Genomic DNA, 19,674 nt, shown 5'->3' with positions numbered 1-19,674 from the left:
TCTCCGGTCATGTCACGCTGGACGATAGGATGGCGCCGGGGGAAGGTGAAGATGCCCGCGCGTCCTCTCTCTTTGCGCGGCGCTGCGCGCTGCGCTACAGGTGCGGCCAAACGGCGGGCGGCAGACCCGCGACCACGAAAGGCTTGAGGCGATGAAACCCGCAGTCCTTGCCGCGGCGCTGGCCGGTCTGGCGCTATCCTTCGGTCCCGTCCCGGTCCACGCGCAGGCCGAGGCGGTCGTCACCAAGCAGTATGACGACGGCGGCGTCTACGAAGGCACCTTCCGCAACGGCCGCCAGCACGGGCGCGGCACCTATACGCTGCCCTCGGGCTACAGCTACGAGGGCGACTGGGTGGACGGCGAGGTCAGGGGGCAGGGCCGCGCCACCTACCCCGACGGCTCGGTCTACGAAGGCCAGTTCGAGAACGGCAAGCCCCATGGCAAGGGCCGGATCACCTATGCCGACGGCGGCACCTATGAGGGCGACTGGGCCGAAGGCGAGATCACCGGGCAGGGCCGCGCCACCTATGCCAATGGCTCGACCTACGAGGGCGGCTTCGACAAGGCCCTGCACCACGGCAAGGGCCTGCTGACCCAGCCGGGCGGCTACCGCTATGCCGGCGACTGGGTGCAGGGCGCGCGCGAAGGGCAGGGCCGGATCACCTATCCCGACGGGTCAGTCTACGAAGGCGGGATGCTGGCCGGGATGCGCGCGGGCCAGGGCAAGCTGACCATGCCGGACGGGCTGGTCTACGAGGGCGGCTGGGCCGGGGGGCAGATGTCGGGGCAGGGGCGGCTGGTGCAGCCCTCGGGCGACATCTACGAAGGCACCATGGTCGCCAACCGCCGCGAGGGCCACGGCCGCGCAACTTACGTCAACGGCGATGTCTACGAGGGCGGCTTCCGCGCCGACAAGCGCCACGGGCAGGGCGTCTTCACCGGCACCGACGGCTATCTTTACGACGGCGGCTGGGTCGATGGCCGGATGCAGGGCGAGGGCCGCATCCAGTATCCCGACGGCTCGGTCTACGAAGGCATGCTCAAGGCCGACCAGCCGGACGGCAAGGGGAAGATCACCTATCCCGACGGCGCCACCTATGAGGGCGACTGGGTCGCGGGCGTGATCGAGGGGCAGGGGAAGGCCACCTATGCCAACGGCCTCAGCTACGAGGGCGGCTTCAGGGATGCCAGGAACGACGGGCTGGGCACCATGTCCCACCCCGACGGCTATGTCTACACCGGGGCCTGGAAGGACGGCCAGCGCCATGGCGAAGGCGCGGCCACCTATCCAGACGGCACCACCTATCGCGGCGGCTTCGCGGACGGGCTACGCGAGGGCGAGGGGGTGCTGATGACCCCCGACGGCTTCCGCTACGAGGGCGGCTGGAAGGCCGGAGAGATCGACGGCGAGGGCGTCGCGACCTACGCCAACGGCGATGTCTACGAGGGCAGCTTCGTCGCCGGCAAGCGGCAGGGCATGGGCGTGATGCGCTATGCCAGCGGCCGCGTGACGGAAGGGCAGTGGCACGACGACCGGCTGGAATCCGAAGCGGACGCCGGTGCGGCCCCCGCCGAGCCCTCCGTCACCCCGCCCGACGAGCCGGCGGGCGCGGCCCCGCCGTCCCCGGCCGCAGCAGGGACCGAACCCGGTTCCGCAGCCCCGGACAGCCCCGCGGTCCCCCCTTCCGATACGGAATGAACCCGCGGCCCCGGCGCGCTGCCCTGCGGGGCGGGTGAACGGCGCTGGCATTTCCCGGCAGTCCTCTGCTACACCTCCGCAATTCTGCAGCCGGAGATCGCCATGCCCCGCTGGACCCTGTCGCAGCGCCTGATCGCCTTTGTCACCATCCCCGCCGCCTTGCTTCTGCTCGTCTTCGGGTGGTTCCGGGCCGATGAGCCGGCGCAGTTCTTCAAGGAAGGCGGGGCGGTCGAGACGGTCTCGGTCCTGCTTCTGGCGCAGGGGGTCCTTTGCTGGTTCGCCGTCCATGGCCGCGCGGGCTGGCGCGACTGGCAGATCCCGGCGATCCTCGTGCTTTTCGCGATGCGCGAGATGGACTTCGACAAGCGATTCACCGAGTCCGGGGTTTTGAAGCTGCGGACCTATACCGGCGACGCGCCGCTGATGCTCAAGCTGACGGGCGCGGCGGCCATCCTGTTCTCGCTCTGGGTCATCTGGCGCATCCTTGCCCGCAACGGGCCGGGCTGGTGGCGCGGGTTGCGCGCGGGAAGATTCCCGGCCGTCGCGACCCTGCTGGCCATGGTCATGGTGGTCTTCGCCAAGGGCCTCGACGGGCTGGGCCGCAAGCTTCTTGACGTGGGAATCGTCATCTCGGACGGCCTCGACGGCCATGCCGGCCGGATCGAGGAGATGCTGGAGCTTGCCGCCTGGTGGCTGCTGGCCCTTGCCATCGCCCGCTCGCCCGCCGCGCGGGCGCAGGAACCGCGGCCCAAGGACGGCGAAGACCCCGCCCGGCTGCCGCGCCGTGCCTGAGCCGCGGCCCTGTCCCCCGCTCTTCCCGCGTCACAAATCCCACACCTGCGGCCAAATGCATCAGGGCAAGCGCCGCTGCCCGCTGGACGGGCGCAACCGGTGCCGCTAGAACCGCCCGTGCGAGGGCTGTCCACGGACGGCCCGACCCGTCATATCGGCCCGGCCTCCGCAGGTCGGCCCCGAACTGGAGATTGACCGTGTCCCACGCTGAAGACCACGCAGGAGACCACGGCGCCACCCGGAGGGACTTCCTCTATTACGCGACAGCCGGTGCCGGCGCGGTCGCGGCCGGGGCAGCGGCCTGGACCCTCATCAACCAGATGAACCCCTCGGCCGACGTGCAGGCCCTGTCCTCGATCCAGGTCGACATCGCCGAGGTCGCCGAGGGCACGCAACTGACCGTGAAATGGCTGGGCAAGCCGGTCTTCATCCGCCACCGCACCGCCGAGGAAATCGAGCGCGCCCGCGCCGACGACGGCGCCACGCTGATCGACCCGACCTCGCAGAACGCCAACAACCCCGACGCCAGCGCCGCCGACGAGAACCGCACGCTGGACGAGGAAGGCCGCTGGCTGGTCCAGATCGGCGTCTGCACGCACCTGGGCTGCGTGCCGATCGGCGACGGGGCGGGCGACTACCAGGGCTGGTTCTGCCCCTGCCACGGGTCGCACTATGACGCCTCGGGCCGCATCCGCCGCGGTCCGGCGCCGACCAACATGGCCATTCCCGTTGCGTCCTTCCTGGACGACACCACCATCAAGCTGGGCTGAGGAGAGCGACGATGTCCGCCGGTATTCCGACCGATGACTACGAACCCAAGACCTCGGCCGAGCGCTGGATCGACCGGCGCCTGCCGATCGTCCGCCTGATCGTCGATTTTGTCACCCTTCCCACGCCCAAGAACCTCAACTGGATGTGGATCTGGGGGATCGTGCTGACCTTCTGCCTTGTGCTGCAGATCGTCACCGGCATCGTTCTGGCGATGCACTACACCCCGCATGTCGACATGGCCTTCGCCAGCATCGAGCATATCATGCGCGACGTGAACGGCGGCCACTTCCTGCGCTACCTGCACGCGAACGGCGCCTCGCTGTTCTTCCTCGCGGTCTATCTGCACATCTTCCGCAACTTCTACTACGGCAGCTACAAGCCGCCGCGCGAGATCACCTACATCATCGGGATGCTGATCTTCCTGGCGATGATGGCGACCGCGTTCATGGGCTATGTGCTGCCCTGGGGGCAGATGTCGTTCTGGGGCGCGACCGTGATCACCGGCCTGTTCGGGGCGATTCCCGGCATCGGCCCGACGATCCAGACCTGGTTGCTGGGCGGGCCTGCGGTGGACAACGCCACGCTGAACCGCTTCTTCTCGCTGCACTACCTGCTGCCCTTCGTGATCGCGGCGCTGGTGATCGTCCACTTCTGGGCCTTCCACACCACCGGCAACAACAACCCGACAGGGGTCGAGGTGCGCCGCACCTCGCGCGAGGAAGCCGACCGCGACACCCTGCCGTTCTGGCCCTATTTCGTCATCAAGGACCTGCTGGCGATGGCCTTCATCCTGGTGATCTTCTTCGCCATCGTCGGTTTCATGCCGAACTACCTGGGCCACCCGGACAACTACATCGAGGCGAACCCGCTGGTCACGCCCGCGCATATCGTGCCGGAATGGTATTTCCTGCCTTTCTACGCGATCCTGCGCGCCTTCACCGCTGACGTCTGGGTGGTGATGGCGGTCAACTGGATCAGCTTCGGGATCATCGACGCCAAGTTCTTCGGCGTGCTGGCGATGTTCGGCGCGATCATCGTGATGGCGCTGGCGCCCTGGCTGGATACCAGCCGGGTCCGCTCGGGCCGCTACCGGCCGCAGTTCAAGTGGTGGTTCTGGCTGCTGGCCGTTGACTTCGTCGTCCTGACCTGGGCCGGGGCGATGCCGGCGGAAGGCATCTATCCCTATATCGCGCTGGCGGGTTCGGCCTACTGGTTCGGCTATTTCCTGGTGATCCTGCCGCTTCTGGGCGTGATCGAACGGCCGGCCCCGATCCCGAACACCATCGAAGAAGACTGGAACGCTCATTCCGAGCGTCTGACCACCCCCGCCGAGTAAGGAGAGACGCGAATGTCCCTGAGAAACGTCACGCTCACGGCGGTCGCGGCTCTGTCCTTCGGGATGGCGGCGAATGCCCAGACGACCATCACGGTGCCGTTGAACGAACCCGGCACCACCGCGCCGGCCCCGACGGGGCCGGGCACCACCGTCACCCGCCAGGGGGACGGCACCACCGCGGTCGAATCGACCGGCACCGTGCCGCGCCCCGAAGGCGTCGCCCCGCAATCGCCCCCGATCGGCTTCACCGGCGCGACCCCGGACCTGCCCAGCACCTCGGCGCCGATGGACACCACCGGCACCGGCCCGGTGCAGCAGCGCACCGGCCAGCCCCGCGCCGGCAGCACCGGCCAGATCGGCCAGGGCGAGATGACCGGCGAGACGGCCGACACCACCGGGGTGACCCCCGGCCCGGTGACCCCCGACGACGGCGAGGCCCAGGACGGCACCGCCACGCCGGCCAGCCCCGACGCGGAAGCCGCGACGGATGACCGCGCGACGCCCGACCAGCCCGCCCCGGCGGCGGACATCCCCGAGCCGACCGGCGCCGAGCCCGAGGTGGTCGAGGACCGGGGGACCGAGGTGATCACCCCGACGCCCACGGCCGAGCCGGGCGAACCCCCGGCCGCGCCCAGCTTCGGCCTGCCCGACGAGGCGACCGAGGCGCAGGTGACCGCGCCCGTTCCCGCCGCCGAAGGCGCGGCCCAGGCGGATGCGCCGGATACCGACGTGCCGCCCTCGCCCGCCGAGGATGTCGCGCCTGCCGACGTGCCCACGGCCGAGCCTGCGGATGCCGGGGCCGATGCGGCCGCCGTCGAGGCGCCTGCCGAGGAAGCGCCTGCCGAAGCCGAGGCCGAGCTTGCCCCGGCGGACGAGACGCCCGCCGCCATCCAGAACCCCGACGAGGTCCAGACCGAGGGCGGCGGTGCCGACGCCGCCGCGGCGACCGAGCCTGCGGGCGAGGGAGCCCCCGAAGGCGAGGTGCCGCTGGATCACGACGTGGCCGCGGACGGGGGCGATTCCCACGCCTTCCACCAGGAGATCCGCGACGCCGCCTTCAGCTTCGAGGGGCCTTTCGGCAAATACGACCAGATGCAGCTTCAGCGCGGCCTTCAGGTCTATACCGAGGTCTGCGCGGGCTGCCACGGCCTGCAGTATGTCCCGCTTCGCACCCTGTCGGATTCCAACGGACCGGGCCTGCCGGACAACCAGGTCCGCGCCTATGCGGGGGAAATGTTCGTCGTTGATGCCGAAACCGGCGAAGAGCGCCCGCGCATCCCGACCGACAACTTCCCGACCGTCGTGGGCGAGGGGATGGGTCCCGACCTGTCGCTGATGGCCAAGGCGCGGGCGGGCTTCCACGGGCCCTACGGCACCGGCCTCAGCCAGCTTGTCAACGGCATGGGCGGGCCGGAATACATCTACTCGGTCCTGACCGGCTACACCGGCGAGGAGATGGAGCAGGCCGGCACCTTCCTTTACGGCAACAAGGCCTTTGCCGGCGGCTGGATCTCGATGGCGCCGCCGCTGTCGGACGATGCCGTGACCTTCGAGGACGGCGCTCCGACCGACCTTGACAGCATCGCCAAGGACCTCGCGGCTTTCCTGATGTGGACCGCCGAGCCGAAGATGATGGAACGCAAGCAGGCGGGCCTTGTCTCGGTGCTGTTCCTGGTCGTGCTGACGGTGCTGCTGTTCCTGACCAACAAGCGCCTGTGGTGGCCGGTCAAGCACCGCGAGGACGTCCCGGGCGACGGTCGCTGACGCCCTCTCGCAGACCACCGGAACGCGCCCCTTTCGGGGCGCGTTCTGCTTTGCTGCGAAGGGCCGGCTGGGATCGCAATCGCGCGCCATGCGCAGCATGGTTCCGGCGGACCTAAGGGGGCTGCACCGATGCTCAGATATGGCAATTCCCGCGCCGCCTGCAGCATGGTTCCATGCAAGCGCCGCCCGGCCTCTCACCGCTATGCCGGAGAGAGATCGAAAGACTGACGGGCGATAGCCCGCGCCTGGAACCGACGCGCCTCGACCGCGTGGCATCCGCCATCCCTGCCGCGCAGATCCGCCTTGCCAGCAGTGATGCCGTCGCACGCTTGCTCAAGCGCCGGACCTGCAGGCGGCAAGCGTTGCAGGAGCTATGCTGTCCCCTTCTGAACGCTCCCCTGCGGAATGAAACGCCGGGCGCCATCCCTCGCGCCCGGCTCCCCGGCTTCGAATTCCTGAGGTGACGAAGACCCGAGCCACAGCCCGGAAAAGATTCCGGGCCACAGGACCCGCGCGCCCGCGAGGAACTGCCTTCCCCGCAGATCCCGTTTTTTCTTCATCGTAAAAATATCCCGGGATCGTCGTATCCGACGATGGGCTGGCCCCCGTTCCGGCGCGTCACGCCAGCACGGTGGTCAAGGCTTCAGCGCTGCCGCTCGAGGATCGTTTTCGCGACCAGCACCACCAGCGCGATCAGCGTCAGAACCGTCGCGGCGGCAAAGGCGCCGACGATGTTGAGGTCGTTGAACAACAGTTCCACCTGCAGCGGCAGGGTGTTGGTCTTGCCCCGGATGCTGCCCGAGACGACGGACACGCCGCCGAACTCGCCCACCGCCCGCGCCGTGGCCAGCACCGCGCCGTAAAGCAGCGCCCAGCGGATGTTGGGCAGGGTGACGCGGCGGAAGATCTGCCAGCCGCCCGCACCCAGCGTCACCGCCGCCTGCTCCTGATCCGACCCTTGGGCCTGCATCAGCGGCAGCACCTCGCGCACGACGAAGGGGGTGGTCACGAACATCGTCACCATGACGATGCCCGGCAGGGCGAACAGCACGGTGATGTCGTTCTGCGCCAGCCAGCCGCCCAGATACCCCTGCCGGCCGTAAAGCAGCAGGTAGCAGATCCCCGCGATGATGGGGGAAATCGAGAAGGGCAGCTCGATCATGGTGGTCAGCAGCCCGCGCCCCGGAAAGCTGAACTTGGACAGAAGCCACGAGGCCCCGATCCCGAAAGCCACCGTCACCGGCACCACGATCACCGCGACCAGCGTCGTCAGCCAGATCGCGTGCAGCGTGCCGGGGTCGAGGATGTTGGCGACGTAAGCCCCCCAACCTGCCGACAGCGCCTGCACGAAGATATAGACCAGCGGCACGACCACCATGATGGCCGTCAGGACGAAAGCCGCGCCGATCAGCAGCACCCGCGTCATGCCGTGACCGCCCCGTAGCGGGCCGCGCGCAACTGGATCAGGTTCGAGACGAACAGCAGCGCCAGCGCCAGCAGCATCAGCACCAGCGCGATGGCCGCGGCGCCCTCGTAGTCGTATTCCTCGATGCGGATATAGGCCAGCAGCGAGGCGACCTCGGTGCGGAAGGGCAGGTTCCCGGCGATGAAGACCACCGCCCCGAACTCGCCCAGGGACCGCGCGAAGGAGGTCGTGACGCCCCCCAGCCAGGCCGGCATGATCGCGGGGAAGATCACCCGCCGGAAGGTGGTGAAGCCGCGCGAGCCAAGGCTCGCCGCCGCGTCCTCCAGCGCCGGGTCAAACTCCTCCAGCACCGGCTGGACGGCGCGGACCACGAAGGGGATCGAGGTGAAGGTCATCGCCAGCACGATGCCGCCCAGCGTATAGACCACCTGCAGCCCCAGAGGTTCCAGCAGCGCCCCGAACCAGCCGTTGGCGGAATACAGCGCCGTCAGCGACAGCCCCGCCACGGCGGTGGGCAGGGCGAAGGGAATGTCCATCAGCGCATCCAGCAGCCTGCGCCCCGGAAAGCGGTAGCGCACCAGCACCCAGGCCATCAGCAGCCCATAAACCGCGTTGATGACCGTCGCCAGCGCCGCCGCAAGGATGGTGATCCGCAGCGAGGCTAGCGTCCGCGGCGCGGTGATGATGTCCCACAGCCGTCCCGGCCCGATCCCCGCCCCGGTCAGGACCAGGGCGATGATCGGGATCAGCACGATGATCGACAGGTACAGGACCGTCGTGCCAAGCGTCAGGCGAAAGCCGGGAAGGACGGCCCGCGCCCTGACTGCCGGGGCGTGGGTCAGGCTCATTGATTGACGAAGACCTGGTCGAGAATGCCGCCCGAGGCGAAGTGCTCGGATTCGACCTTGTCCCAGCCGCCGAAGACCTCATCGACGTTCAGCAGCTCGACCGGCGGGAACTGGTCGGCGAACTCGGCGGTGACCTCCTCGTTGGCGGTGCGGTTGCCGCCCTCGGCCACCACGCGCTGCGCCTCGGGGGAATAAAGCCAGGTCAGGTATTCGGTCGCAAGCTCGGTGGTGCCGTTCTTTTCGGCGTTCTCCTCGACCACGGCCACGGGGAAGGCCGCGAACAGGCTGACCGGCGGCGTGATCGACACCAGCCCGCGGTCGGCATATTGGGCGGCGATCTGGCGTGTCTCGGCCTCGAAGGTCACCAGCACGTCGGCGATGCCCCGTTCCACGAAGGTCTGGGTCGCGGCCCGCCCCCCGGTGTCGAAGACCGGCACGTTGCCCATGATCCTGCGGACGAAATCCTGCGCCGCCGCCTGGTCGCCGTTGTTTTCACGCAACCCGAAGGCATAGGCGGCCAGATAGGTGTAGCGCCCGTTGCCCGAGGTCCTGGGGTTCGGGAAGACGACCTGCACGTCCTCGCGCGCAAGATCCGACCAGGTCTGGATGTTCTTCGGGTTGCCCTCGCGGACAAGGAAGGCGGGCGCCGAATACCAGGGCGAGGCGCCGTTGGGGAAAGCCTCGCGCCAGTTCTCGGCCACCATGCCGCCCTTGGCCAGCATGTTGACGTCCGTTTCCTGGTTGAAGGTCACCACATCCGCCGGCAGCCCTTCCAAGATCGAGCGGGCCTGCCGCGAGGACCCCGCGTGCGACTGCTCGATGGTCACGTCGCGGCCCGATTGCGCCTTCCAGTGTTCGGCGAAGACGGGGTTCAGGGCCTCGAACAATTCGCGGCTGATGTCGTAGCTGACGTTCAGCAGCCGATCCTGTGCGAAGGCGGGCGAGGCCGCCAGCACCAGCGCGGCCACTGCCGCCTTGATTGCACCAAGTTTCATCGGAAAACCCTTTCAGGCGGTTTCAGCGGGAAAGACGGATGCGTGTTCCGGGCGCAGATGCACCCGCACGCCGGGGGCGATCTGGGCGGCGCGGGGGCTGCGCCGGCGCAGGTCGGCGGGGATCTTGGTCCCCGCGGCATCCGCCAGCACCAGCCGCAGATGCGCCCCGGTGTTGGTGACAGAAGCGATGGTCCAGGGACCGTCAGGGTCGGGAATCGGCGTCAGGTCCTCGGGGCGCATGAACAGCCGCGCCGGGCCGTCGGGCAGGGCGGAGGGCAGGTGGTCGGTCTCGATCCCCGCCGCGTCCACCCGGCCGCCCCGGACGGCGACGGGCAGCTCGATCGTCGCGCCCATGAAATTGGCGACAAAGGGCGATGCCGGCGCGTCATGGATCGCCGCCGCGTCGCCCGACTGGACGATCCGGCCCCCGTCAAGCACCACCACCCGGTCGGCAAGCTCGAAGGCTTCCTCCTGGTCGTGGGTCACGAAGATCGTGGTCGTGCCCGTCGCGTCATGGACACTGCGGAGCCATTGGCGCAGGTCGCGCCGGACCGCCGCATCCAGCGCCCCGAAGGGTTCGTCCAGCAGCAGCACCGTGGGTTCGATGGCAAGCGCCCGCCCCAAGGCGACCCGCTGCCGCTGGCCGCCCGAAAGCTGCGCCGGATGCCGGTCGCCCAGCGCGTCGATCTGCAGGAAGCCCAGCAGCTCATCGACGCGGCGCGCGATGTCCGCGCGCGAGGGCCGCTCGCCCCGCGGCCGCACGGTCAGGCCGAAGGCGATGTTGTCGCGCACGGTCATGTGCGGGAACAGGGCGTAGTTCTGGAAGACGAAGCCGATGCGGCGGTCCTGCGGGTCGAGCTTCAGCCAGTCCGCCCCGTCCACCGCCAGCCGCCCCGCATCGGGCCACTCAAGCCCGGCAATGATCTTCAGCAGCGTGGTCTTGCCGGACCCCGAGGGGCCGAGCAGCGCCACCAGCTCGCCATCCGCGACGGTCAGGTCGATGCCTCGAAGCACCTCGGTCCTGCCGAAGCTTTTCGTCATCTGCGCGATCTCGATGGTCATGGGCGGCCTTTCCCTTGCATCGGGGCATCTAACCCCCGCAGCCCGGTGCAACAAGGGATTGCCGGGACAGGGGAAATCGCCGGATCAGACCGTTTTCCGCAGGCCGGGGCGGCATCTGCGGCAAGCGGGCCGCCATTCCGCGCAACGGCAGAAGATATCCTTGCAAAAGCCGCAGTGAGGGAAGTCTTTCCTTTTCTTGGCTGCTTCGATGCAGATTGCATGGCAAAACGTCCGCTTCGCCCGGTGCCGATCACATCAAAGCAAGGCCGGACCGCCAGTCTTCGCGACCGCCGCAACCTGCGCTGCAAAGGGCAGTCAAGGGGGCAGACGTCCGCTTTCAGGGATAACCGACCCGGTCCCTTGCCTCTGCATCGCCTGTGCATCATCCGTGCATCGGTTGTGCATCCACTGTGCGGCGCTTGTGGGGCCTTCCCGCAGAGCTTATCTCGCCCTCATGCGTATCCCCTTTTTGTCGCCCCGGCGGCCGACCGTTTCCGTCATCCGCCTGCAGGGCGCCATCGGCATCGCCGCGCGGGGCAGCGGGGCGGGGCTGTCGGACGCGGGCCTCGCGCCGATGCTGGCCCGCGCCTTCACCCGCGGCAAGCCGGTGGCGGTCGCCATTGCGCTGAACTCGCCCGGAGGCTCGCCCGTCCAGTCCTCGCTGATCGCGGCCCGCATCCGGCGGCTGGCGGACCGCCACCACATTCCGGTCCATGTCTTTGTCGAGGATGTCGCGGCCTCGGGCGGCTACTGGCTTGCCACCGCCGCCGACACGATCTGGGCGGACGAGTCCTCGGTGCTGGGGTCCATCGGTGTGATCTCGGCAAGCTTCGGTTTTTCTGAGCTTATTTCCCGCGCGGGGATCGAGCGCCGCGTCCATACCGCCGGCAGCGCCAAGTCCTGGCTCGACCCCTTCCGCCCGGAAAAGCCCGAGGATGTGGCCCGCCTGCACCGCCTGCTGGAACCCATCCACGAGGCATTCAAGGCGCAGGTGCAGGCCCGGCGCGGCGACAGGCTGGACCCCGCACGCGACTATTTCACCGGCGATGTCTGGGTCGGCCGCGAGGCCGTGTCCCTCGGCCTTGCCGACGGCATCGGCCATCTGGAACCCGTGATGCGCGAGTTTTTCGGCGACAAGGTGCGGTTCCAGGGCTATAGCCAGCGGGTGCCGTTCCTGCGGCGCTTCGGCATCTCGGCGGGCGATTTCATCGACGCGGCGGCCGAACGCGCCGCCTTCGTGCGGCTGACGCCGGGGGACTGAGAATGCTGAAGGTGGTGATCCTGTTCCTGCTGATCATGGTGGCGATGGCGCTGGCCTTCGGCCCCGGCTTCCGCCGCCTGATCGCCCGCCTTCTGGGCCTGCCCCTTGGCCGCTGAGGGCGTGGCGCTGGTCACCGGCGCCGCAAAGCGGCTGGGCCGCGCCATGGCCCTGGCGCTGGCGGAACGCGGCCAGGACGTCGCCATCCACTACAACGGCTCGGCCGAAGAGGCCGAGGCCACCGCCGCCGAGACCCGCGCCTTCGGCGTCCGCGCGCAGGCCTTCCACGCCGATCTGCTGGACGAGGATGCCACGCAGAGCCTTGTCCCTGCGGTGACGCAGGCGATGGGACCGCTCACGGTGCTGGTCAACAACGCCTCGGTCTTCGAATATGACACGCTGGCGACCGCGACCCGCGAAAGCTGGGACCGTCATATCGGCTCGAACCTGCGGGCGCCCTTCGTGCTGACCCAGGCCTTCGCCGCGCAACTGCCGCCCGCGCCGGAACAAGAGGGCGAGCCGGTCGCGCATGGGTTGATCGTCAATATGATCGATCAGCGGGTGCTGAAGCCGACGCCGGCCTTCATGACCTATTCGCTGGCCAAGGCGGGGCTGTGGGCGCTGACCCGCACCTCGGCGCAGGCGCTGGCGCCGCATGTTCGCGTCAATGCCATCGGCCCCGGCCCCACCATGCAGGGGGCGCGGCAAAGCGAGGACCACTTTGCCCGCCAGCGTGCCGGCACCATCCTGCAGCGGGGCGCGGATGCCGGGGATATCGTGCGGGCGCTTCTGTATCTGCTCGACGCTAGGGCGGTGACGGGGCAGTTGATCTGCGTGGATGGCGGGCAGCATCTGGGCTGGCGGACCCCCGACATCATCGGCGGCTGATTCCCGCGCGACGTTGACGCCGCGGCAGTTTGTCCACGCCGGCGCGGGCCGTCATGCAAGGTTCATGATTCTTCATAGGAAAACATCGACTTGCAGCGTGGATCAAAAATTCCAAGCAAAAACAATAGACTGATTATGTGCCTGTTTTTTGGGCAAAGCAAGGAAAGCCCAGTGAATCCTGATCGGGGCGATGTTGCTCCGCAGGCGTTCCACAAACTTATCCACAAAATCGGTGGACTCAAATCCGGTTGCATCCACCCCGCACTTGCGGGCTGAGAGCGGAATCACTTTCTAGGCCACATGGACGACTCTGCCCCCACCCCTGACGCGCTGACCGGCCACCGGCTGATCGCCGATTACTGCCGCAGGCTGGACTCCAGCCCCGGCGTCTACCGCATGCTCGATGCCCAAGGCGCAGTGCTTTACGTCGGCAAGGCGCGCAACCTGAAGGCGCGGGTGTCAAACTATGCCCGTCCCTCGGGCCATTCGGGGCGCATCGCGCGGATGATCCGCGAGACGGCCTCCATGATGTTCCTGACCACGCGCACGGAAACCGAAGCGCTGCTGCTGGAACAGAACCTCATCAAGCAGCTGAAGCCGCGCTACAACGTGCTTTTGCGGGACGACAAGTCCTTCCCGAATATCCTCGTGGCAAAAGCGCATCCCTTCCCGCAGATCAAGAAGCACCGGGGCGCGAAGTCGGAAAAGGGCGACTATTACGGACCCTTCGCCAGCGCGGGGGCGGTGAACCGGACGCTGAACCAATTGCAGCGGGTGTTCCTGCTGCGCTCCTGCACGGACGCGACCTTTTCCGCGCGCACGCGGCCCTGCCTGCTGCACCAGATCAAGCGCTGCAGCGCCCCCTGCGTCGACCGCATCGACGAAGGGGCCTATGCCGAGCTGGTCGCGGATGCGGAACGCTTCCTGCAGGGGCGCTCCACCTCGGTGCAGGCGCGGCTGGCCGAGGACATGGCCGAGGCGGCGGAAGCGATGGAATATGAACGCGCCGCCGCCCTGCGGGACCGGATCAAGGCGCTGACCGCCGTGCAGTCGGTGCAGGCGATCAACCCCAAGGGCGTGGCCGAGGCCGATGTCGTGGCGCTGCACATGGAGGCGGGGCAGGCCTGCGTGCAGGTCTTCTTCATCCGCGGCAACCAGAGCTGGGGGAACCGCGACTTCTATCCCCGCACCGGCGGGTCGGAGTCGGCCGAGGAGATCATGCAGGCCTTCCTCGCCCAGTTCTACGACGACAAGGTGTCGCCGCGGCTGATCCTGCTGAGCCATGGGACCGAGGACCAGGATCTGGTGGCGCGGCTGCTGTCGGACCGCGCGGGCCGCCGCGTGGCGGTGGGCGTGCCGCAGCGGGGCGAAAAGGCGGCGCTGGTCGCGAACGCTCTGCGGAACGCGCGGGAAAGCCTTGCGCGCCGCCTGGCCGAAAGCGCCACGCAACGGCGGCTGCTGGAGGGGCTGGCCGAGGCCTTCGACCTGCCCGTGGTCCCGCGCCGGATCGAGGTTTACGACAACAGCCACATCCAGGGCGCGGCCCCGGTCGGCGGTATGATCGTCGCGGGTCCCGAGGGCTGGATGAAAAGCCAGTACCGCAAGTTCAACATCAAGGGCACCGAGATCACGCCGGGCGACGACTTCGGCATGATGCGCGAGGTGCTGACGCGCCGCTTTTCCCGGTTGTTGAAGGAAGACCCCGACCGCCAGAGCGAAGCCTGGCCCGACCTGCTGCTGATCGACGGCGGCGCGGGGCAGGTCTCTGCCGTCGCCGGGATCATGGCCGAGATGGGGGTCGAGGATATCCCCATGATCGGCGTGGCAAAGGGCGAGGACCGCGACCACGGCAAGGAGGAGTTCCACCGTCCCGGCCATCGGCCAAAGGCGCTGCCGATGAACGATCCGGTGCTGTATTTCACCCAGCGCCTGCGCGACGAGGCGCATCGCTGGGCCATCGGCACCCACCGGGCGCGGCGGACGAAGCAGGTGATGGCGAACCCCCTGGACGAGATCGCAGGCGTGGGCGCGTCCCGCAAGCGCGCGCTGCTGGCGCATTTCGGCAGCGCCAAGGCGGTGGCGCGGGCGGGGCTTGACGACCTGCAGGCCGCGCCGGGCATCTCGGCGGCGATGGCAAAGGCCATCCACGACCATTTCCACTCCGGGGACTGAGCCGCGTCAGGCCGCGCCGGCCGCCCGCACGACCGGTGGATCGCCGCCCTGCAGGGGGATGTCATCCTCGCGCCGGGGGATGTTGAAGCACAGCACGTTGCGGCTGCGTTCGCGGAAGTAGAACAGCGAGCGGGTGAGGTCGCGGATGATGACCCAACCGAACCCGCCCGAACGCAGCGCCGCAAGCTGGGGCGAGGGCGGCTGTTCCGGCCCCGCCAAGCAGCTTGATGGCAGCGGCGGGCCGTTGTCGCTGATCGCGCAGGCCAGCCCGCCCGCGTGGCCGGTGACGGTGACATGGATCGTGACCGGCGGGTGGCGCGGCCTGTCCGCCGCCGGCTCTTTCCCCGTCCCGGTCCCGTGCTGGGCGATGTTGTTGAGGATCTCGGCCATCACCAGCTCCATCCGCGCCAGCGCGTCTTCCGGGACCGCGCCCGCGAACCTGTCGCGCGCATCGATCAGCGCCCGCTGCACCGCCGCGGGGTTTGCGTCGAGGATGCGGTGGAACATCGGCGCGGCGGCTTCGACCCGGCTCATGACGGGGTTCCTTCGGCCTGCGCCACGGCATCGGTCGCGCCGCCGTGGATGGTGAAGACCAGGTCCATCCGCGTCAGCCGGAACACCCGGTCCACGTTTGGGGTCAGGCCGGCAAGCTCGATCCGGTGGCCCGGCGGCAGCGCCCGGCGGATCGCGAGGATCGCCCCAAGGCCGGAACTGTCCATGAATGTCACCATCGACAGGTCCAGCAACAGGCATGGTCCGTGGCGCGACATGATTTCCCGCAGACGGTCCTTGAAGCGGATCGAAATGGCCGCGTCCAGCCGCGTTTCCCCGACGCGGGCGCGCACGCCGCCCTCGATCTCCTCGATCGTGATGTTCATCCCGGCCCCTTGCAGCGAATCCTTCGTTGCGACCATGGTTAGCGCGGATTCCTTACCAACCCGTAAGCACGCGAGAACCAGATGACCGAGGTTTATGTCCATGCCGCCGTCCGCACCCCCATGGGGGGGATGCAGGGCGTCCTGTCGCCCCTGACCGCCCCCGAACTGGGCGCCGCCGCCATCGCCGGGGCGCTGTCGCGCGCGGGCGTGGAGGGCCGCCGGGTGGACGAGGTGCTGATGGGTTGCGTCCTGCCCGCGGGGCAGGGGCAGGCCCCGGCCCGGCAGGCGGCTCTGGGTGCGGGGCTGCCGCAGTCGGTGCCTGCGGTCACGCTGAACAAGATGTGCGGATCGGGGATGCAAGCGGTGATGCAGGCCACGGATTCCATCCGCGCGGGTTCGGCGCGGACCATCGTCGCGGGGGGCATGGAGAGCATGACCAACGCGCCCTACCTGCTGCCCAAGATGCGCGGCGGCGCGCGGCTGGGGCATGGGCAGGTGATGGATTCCATGTTCCTCGACGGGCTGGAGGACGCCTATGACAAGGGCCGCCTGATGGGCACCTTTGCCGAGGATTGCGCCGAGGAATTCCAGTTCACCCGGCAGGCGCAGGACGACTACGCGCTGCGTTCCCTGACCCGCGCCCAGTCGGCGATCAGGGAGGGCCGCTTTGCCGACGAAGTGGTGGCGGTGACACTCGCGACCCGCGGCGGAGAGACCGTGGTGGACACCGACGAGCAGCCCGGCAACGCGCGGCCCGACAAGATCCCGACGCTGAAGCCCGCCTTCCGCAAGGACGGGACGGTGACGGCGGCGAATTCGTCCTCGATCTCGGACGGGGCGGCGGCGCTGGTGCTGTCGGACGATCCCAAGGGGGCCATCGCCCGGATCGTGGGCCATGCCGGCCACGCGCAGGCCCCGGCCGAGTTCCCGACCGCGCCCGTGCCGGCTGCGGAAAAGCTGCTGGCGAAGCTCGGCTGGTCCAAGGACGACGTCGATCTGTGGGAGGTGAACGAGGCCTTCGCCGTGGTTCCCATGGCCTTCATGCAGAAGATGGGCCTGTCGCCCGACCGCGTGAACGTCAACGGCGGCGCCTGCGCGCTGGGCCATCCCATCGGCGCCTCGGGCGCGCGGATCGTCGTCACGCTGATCAACGCCCTGCGTCAGCAGGGCAAGATGCGCGGCATCGCCGCCATCTGCATCGGCGGCGGCGAAGGCACGGCGCTGGCGGTCGAGATGCTGTGACGCACCCGCGGGGGTTGCGACCTGCTTGCCGGGCTTGCCCATCAGGATATGATGGACCAAGGTGCCGCCCCTGCGGCATCGCCTTGTCCAGCCGGAGATCATGCCGTGGCCGCAGCGTCGTTCCGGGGGAATTTGCCGCCGCCCGCCCTTGATCATGCGCCCTCTCACGCCACGATCCGCGAGGATGAGGACGCGCGGTCGGACAGTGGCACCCGCTATTTCCTGCCCGAGGGCGATGTCTTCCAGGGCAGCATCGGGACGGCCGGCGACACCGACTGGATCGCCGTCACCCTGACGGCGGGACAGAGCCGGACGTTCCGCATGGACGGTATCTCGCTGGCCGACACCGTGCTTGAGCTGGTCGATGCAGAGGGCGCGAGCCTTGCCTACAGCGACGACGCGGGCGCGCTGGAACGTTCCGAGTTCACCTATACCGCGACCTCCAGCGGCATCCATTACCTCGTGGCCAGCGGGTTTTCCGCCCATGCCGGCAGCTACCGGATCAGCCATGGGCCCGCCCGGCCGGGACCCGGCCCCGGATCGGACGTGCTGACGATGACCGAGATTGCACGCTACCTGACCGACGGCTTCTGGGCGGATCACGGCTATTTCCGCCATGCCCATGACGCGCGGCAGGGCTCGGTCCTGAGCTGCGACATCTCGGACCTGGGCGCGGCCGAGCAGCGGATGGCGCGGATGGCGCTGAACGCCTGGTCCGAGGTGACGGGACTGCGCTTCGACACCGCCTCGCGCGCGGGCGAAGCGGCCAGCATCCGCTTTGTCAACGACGACCCCGGCGGGGCCTATTCCATGCCGACGGCGGGCGATGCGGTTGTCGTCTCGGCGCTGATCAACATCCCGGCGGACTGGGCCGAGGGGCCAGAGGCCGGCTTCGACAGCTATTTCTACCAGACCTGCCTGCACGAGATCGGCCATGCGTTGGGCCTGGGCCATGCCGGCCCTTATAACGGCAGCGCCAGTTTCGGCACCGACAACGCTTATGCCAACGACAGTTGGCAGGCCTCGCTCATGTCCTATTTCAGTCAGGCCGACAACACGGTGATCGACGCCAGCTACGCCTATGCCGTGACCCCGATGAGGGCCGACATCATCGCGGTGCATGACCTGTATGGCACGCCGCGCGGCCTCAACGACGGCAACTCTGTCTGGGGCGAGGGCGGCACGGTCGCGGGCGCCCTCGGGGTGGCGAACGGGCTGATGGTGGCGGGCGCGGCCGTGACCATGACGATCTTCGACCAGGGCGGCACCGACTGGCTGCGGCTCGGGTCCGACCGGACGGCGCAGAGCATCGACCTGCGGGGCGGGGCGGTTTCCAGCGTCTACGGGCTGACCGGCAACCTCTCGATCGCCCAAGGCACGGTGATCGAGAACCTGGTCGCGGGCAGCGGCAACGACCTGATCCGGGGCAACGCGGCGGCGAACTGGTTGATCGGCGGGGCCGGCATGGACACGATCCACGGCCATCAGGGCAACGACACGCTGGAAGGCGGCGCAGGCGCCGACCTGCTGGCGGGCGGGACCGGCGACGACCTTTACATCGCCGATGCGCTGGACCGGCTGGTCGAGGCGGCGGATGGCGGCATCGACCGCGTGCGCGCCACCGTCAACTTCACGCTGGCCGAGCATCTCGAGGCGCTGCTGCTGATCCAGTCCTTCGCGAAATACGGGACCGGCAATGCCGGGGCGAACACGGTGGCGGGCAACAGCCAGGCGAACTACCTGTCGGGGGCCGCGGGCAACGACACCCTGTTCGGGATGGCGGGCGACGACACGCTGGACGGGAACGCGGGCGCGGACCGGCTGGTCGGGGGCGACGGCGACGACCTGTATCTGCGCGACCGCTTCGACACCATTGTCGAGGCGGCGGGCGGCGGCTTCGACACCGTCATCACCCGCCACGACATCGTTCTGGGCGCCCATGTCGAGAAGGTGGTGGTCGAGGGCGATCTTGCGGTGCAGGTGACCGGCAATGCCGCGGACAATGTCCTGATCGGCAACGGCGCCCGCAACCTGCTGATCGGCGGCGGCGGCAGGGACGAGATGTCCGGCGGCGGCGGCGCCGATGTCTTTGTCTTCACCGCCGGGCAGACCGGGCGGGTTCTGGACTTTCAGGACGATCTGGACGCGATCCGCATCGACGGCGCGCGGACGGCCGGACTTTCCGCAGGGGACCTGGACGCGCGGACAAGCGAAAGCGGCGGCGGGGTGAGCCTGGACATCTTAGGCGGGGTGCTGCGGATCGACGGGATGACGCTGGACGCGCTGCGGGACGATCTGCTGATCGCCTGACGCGCCGCCGCCCTGCCCTGCTGCAGCAGGGGGGCTGTCTGCCCCCCATCGCCTTGCGGCGATTCCCCCCGAGGATATCTGGAACCGTCCGAAGCCTTCTTCGGGCGGTTCCTGACTATGTCGGTGGCGGCCGGACAGGAGGCGGATCGGACAGCGGCCGTCATGGCTGTCCTTGCGCCGGGCGGGTCCGGTGAAGCCTTTCAGCGAGGAAGGCCCCGGCGGTAGCCCGCAGG

Annotated in this window: 16 protein-coding genes; 10 read left to right on the top strand and 6 right to left on the bottom strand. The window is 68.8% G+C overall.

Annotation, left to right across the window (positions count from 1 at the left end; translation table 11 throughout):
• Positions 1-151: 151 nt before the first annotated feature.
• The 5 genes from JGR78_RS11805 (at position 152) to JGR78_RS18650 (ending at position 6,362) form a co-directional block, all read left to right on the top strand.
• The gene (locus JGR78_RS11805) at positions 152-1,699 is read left to right on the top strand and encodes an MORN repeat-containing protein (RefSeq protein ID WP_182803846.1); all 1,548 of its coding nucleotides are present in this window, start codon (positions 152-154) and stop codon (positions 1,697-1,699) included.
• Positions 1,700-1,801: 102 nt separating this feature from the next.
• Entirely contained in the window at positions 1,802-2,491 is a 690-nt protein-coding gene (locus JGR78_RS11800; RefSeq protein ID WP_182803844.1) for a hypothetical protein, read from the top strand.
• Positions 2,492-2,688: 197 nt separating this feature from the next.
• The gene (gene petA / locus JGR78_RS11795) at positions 2,689-3,261 is read left to right on the top strand and encodes a ubiquinol-cytochrome c reductase iron-sulfur subunit (RefSeq protein ID WP_182803842.1); all 573 of its coding nucleotides are present in this window, start codon (positions 2,689-2,691) and stop codon (positions 3,259-3,261) included.
• An 11-nt stretch (positions 3,262-3,272) separates the two neighbouring features.
• Positions 3,273-4,598: a cytochrome b gene (petB, locus tag JGR78_RS11790; RefSeq protein WP_182803840.1), complete on the top strand. Its 1,326-nt coding sequence runs from the start codon at positions 3,273-3,275 to the stop codon at positions 4,596-4,598.
• 981 nt (positions 4,599-5,579) lie between these two features.
• Positions 5,580-6,362 carry a cytochrome c1 gene (locus JGR78_RS18650; RefSeq protein ID WP_370576526.1) on the top strand — a complete coding sequence of 261 codons (783 nt, stop codon included), beginning with the start codon at positions 5,580-5,582 and terminating at the stop codon, positions 6,360-6,362.
• A 643-nt stretch (positions 6,363-7,005) separates the two neighbouring features.
• On the opposite strand, the gene cysW is transcribed toward JGR78_RS18650, so the two are convergent.
• From cysW to JGR78_RS11765, 4 genes are read right to left on the bottom strand one after another with little or no spacing between them, the layout of a single operon-like run.
• Positions 7,006-7,788 (bottom strand): sulfate ABC transporter permease subunit CysW, encoded by a 783-nt coding sequence (cysW, locus tag JGR78_RS11780; protein ID WP_182792056.1) that lies wholly within the window; start codon positions 7,786-7,788, stop codon positions 7,006-7,008.
• Positions 7,785-8,636 carry a sulfate ABC transporter permease subunit CysT gene (gene cysT, locus JGR78_RS11775; RefSeq protein WP_182803838.1) on the bottom strand — a complete coding sequence of 284 codons (852 nt, stop codon included), beginning with the start codon at positions 8,634-8,636 and terminating at the stop codon, positions 7,785-7,787. The genes cysW and cysT overlap by 4 nt, the downstream gene beginning before the upstream one ends.
• Entirely contained in the window at positions 8,633-9,631 is a 999-nt protein-coding gene (gene cysP / locus JGR78_RS11770) for a thiosulfate ABC transporter substrate-binding protein CysP (RefSeq protein ID WP_182803836.1), read from the bottom strand. The genes cysT and cysP overlap by 4 nt, the downstream gene beginning before the upstream one ends.
• Positions 9,632-9,643: 12 nt before the next feature.
• Complete coding sequence (locus JGR78_RS11765; RefSeq protein ID WP_182803834.1) at positions 9,644-10,693, bottom strand: sulfate/molybdate ABC transporter ATP-binding protein; 1,050 nt, start codon at positions 10,691-10,693, stop codon at positions 9,644-9,646.
• A gap of 454 nt (positions 10,694-11,147) precedes the next feature.
• Between JGR78_RS11765 and JGR78_RS11760 the strand changes: the two genes are divergently transcribed.
• The 3 genes from JGR78_RS11760 to uvrC all read left to right on the top strand — a co-directional run bounded on the left by JGR78_RS11760 (position 11,148) and on the right by uvrC (position 15,011).
• Positions 11,148-11,954 (top strand): S49 family peptidase, encoded by an 807-nt coding sequence (locus tag JGR78_RS11760; protein ID WP_182792060.1) that lies wholly within the window; start codon positions 11,148-11,150, stop codon positions 11,952-11,954.
• 105 nt (positions 11,955-12,059) lie between these two features.
• Positions 12,060-12,839 carry an SDR family oxidoreductase gene (locus JGR78_RS11755; protein ID WP_220494907.1) on the top strand — a complete coding sequence of 260 codons (780 nt, stop codon included), beginning with the start codon at positions 12,060-12,062 and terminating at the stop codon, positions 12,837-12,839.
• A 300-nt stretch (positions 12,840-13,139) separates the two neighbouring features.
• Positions 13,140-15,011: an excinuclease ABC subunit UvrC gene (gene uvrC / locus JGR78_RS11750; protein ID WP_182803832.1), complete on the top strand. Its 1,872-nt coding sequence runs from the start codon at positions 13,140-13,142 to the stop codon at positions 15,009-15,011.
• A gap of 6 nt (positions 15,012-15,017) precedes the next feature.
• Here uvrC and JGR78_RS11745 read toward each other — a convergent pair whose 3' ends face one another.
• Positions 15,018-15,545 carry an ATP-binding protein gene (locus tag JGR78_RS11745; protein ID WP_182803830.1) on the bottom strand — a complete coding sequence of 176 codons (528 nt, stop codon included), beginning with the start codon at positions 15,543-15,545 and terminating at the stop codon, positions 15,018-15,020.
• Positions 15,542-15,889, bottom strand: coding sequence for an STAS domain-containing protein (locus tag JGR78_RS11740; protein ID WP_182803894.1), 348 nt, complete (start codon positions 15,887-15,889; stop codon positions 15,542-15,544). The genes JGR78_RS11745 and JGR78_RS11740 overlap by 4 nt, the downstream gene beginning before the upstream one ends.
• 81 nt (positions 15,890-15,970) lie before the next feature.
• On the opposite strand from JGR78_RS11740, the gene JGR78_RS11735 reads away from it, so the two are divergent.
• Together JGR78_RS11735 and JGR78_RS11730 are read left to right on the top strand one after the other, a co-directional pair.
• On the top strand, positions 15,971-17,131 hold the full coding sequence (locus JGR78_RS11735; protein WP_182803827.1) for an acetyl-CoA C-acyltransferase: 1,161 nt from the start codon (positions 15,971-15,973) through the stop codon (positions 17,129-17,131).
• A gap of 105 nt (positions 17,132-17,236) precedes the next feature.
• On the top strand, positions 17,237-19,441 hold the full coding sequence (locus tag JGR78_RS11730; protein WP_182803825.1) for a M10 family metallopeptidase: 2,205 nt from the start codon (positions 17,237-17,239) through the stop codon (positions 19,439-19,441).
• Positions 19,442-19,674: the final 233 nt, after the last annotated feature.

Origin of the sequence: Paracoccus sp. MC1862 (genome assembly GCF_016617715.1) — a bacterium.
Lineage (GTDB): Bacteria > Pseudomonadota > Alphaproteobacteria > Rhodobacterales > Rhodobacteraceae > Paracoccus.
The sequence above is the reverse complement of the archived record's forward strand: the minus strand, read 5'-3'. Positions and strand labels throughout refer to the sequence as shown.

What these genes read in the sequence shown, in the direction of transcription:
- JGR78_RS11805 (WP_182803846.1), top strand. Translation starts at nt 152, where the DNA reads ATGAAACCCGCAGTCCTTGCCGCGGCGCTGGCCGGTCTGGCGCTATCC.
- JGR78_RS11800 (WP_182803844.1), top strand. Translation starts at nt 1,802, where the DNA reads ATGCCCCGCTGGACCCTGTCGCAGCGCCTGATCGCCTTTGTCACCATC.
- petB (WP_182803840.1), top strand. Translation starts at nt 3,273, where the DNA reads ATGTCCGCCGGTATTCCGACCGATGACTACGAACCCAAGACCTCGGCC.
- cysW (WP_182792056.1), bottom strand. Translation starts at nt 7,788, where the DNA reads ATGACGCGGGTGCTGCTGATCGGCGCGGCTTTCGTCCTGACGGCCATC.
- cysT (WP_182803838.1), bottom strand. Translation starts at nt 8,636, where the DNA reads ATGAGCCTGACCCACGCCCCGGCAGTCAGGGCGCGGGCCGTCCTTCCC.
- cysP (WP_182803836.1), bottom strand. Translation starts at nt 9,631, where the DNA reads ATGAAACTTGGTGCAATCAAGGCGGCAGTGGCCGCGCTGGTGCTGGCG.
- JGR78_RS11765 (WP_182803834.1), bottom strand. Translation starts at nt 10,693, where the DNA reads ATGACCATCGAGATCGCGCAGATGACGAAAAGCTTCGGCAGGACCGAG.
- JGR78_RS11760 (WP_182792060.1), top strand. Translation starts at nt 11,148, where the DNA reads ATGCGTATCCCCTTTTTGTCGCCCCGGCGGCCGACCGTTTCCGTCATC.
- uvrC (WP_182803832.1), top strand. Translation starts at nt 13,140, where the DNA reads ATGGACGACTCTGCCCCCACCCCTGACGCGCTGACCGGCCACCGGCTG.
- JGR78_RS11745 (WP_182803830.1), bottom strand. Translation starts at nt 15,545, where the DNA reads ATGAGCCGGGTCGAAGCCGCCGCGCCGATGTTCCACCGCATCCTCGAC.
- JGR78_RS11740 (WP_182803894.1), bottom strand. Translation starts at nt 15,889, where the DNA reads ATGAACATCACGATCGAGGAGATCGAGGGCGGCGTGCGCGCCCGCGTC.
- JGR78_RS11735 (WP_182803827.1), top strand. Translation starts at nt 15,971, where the DNA reads ATGACCGAGGTTTATGTCCATGCCGCCGTCCGCACCCCCATGGGGGGG.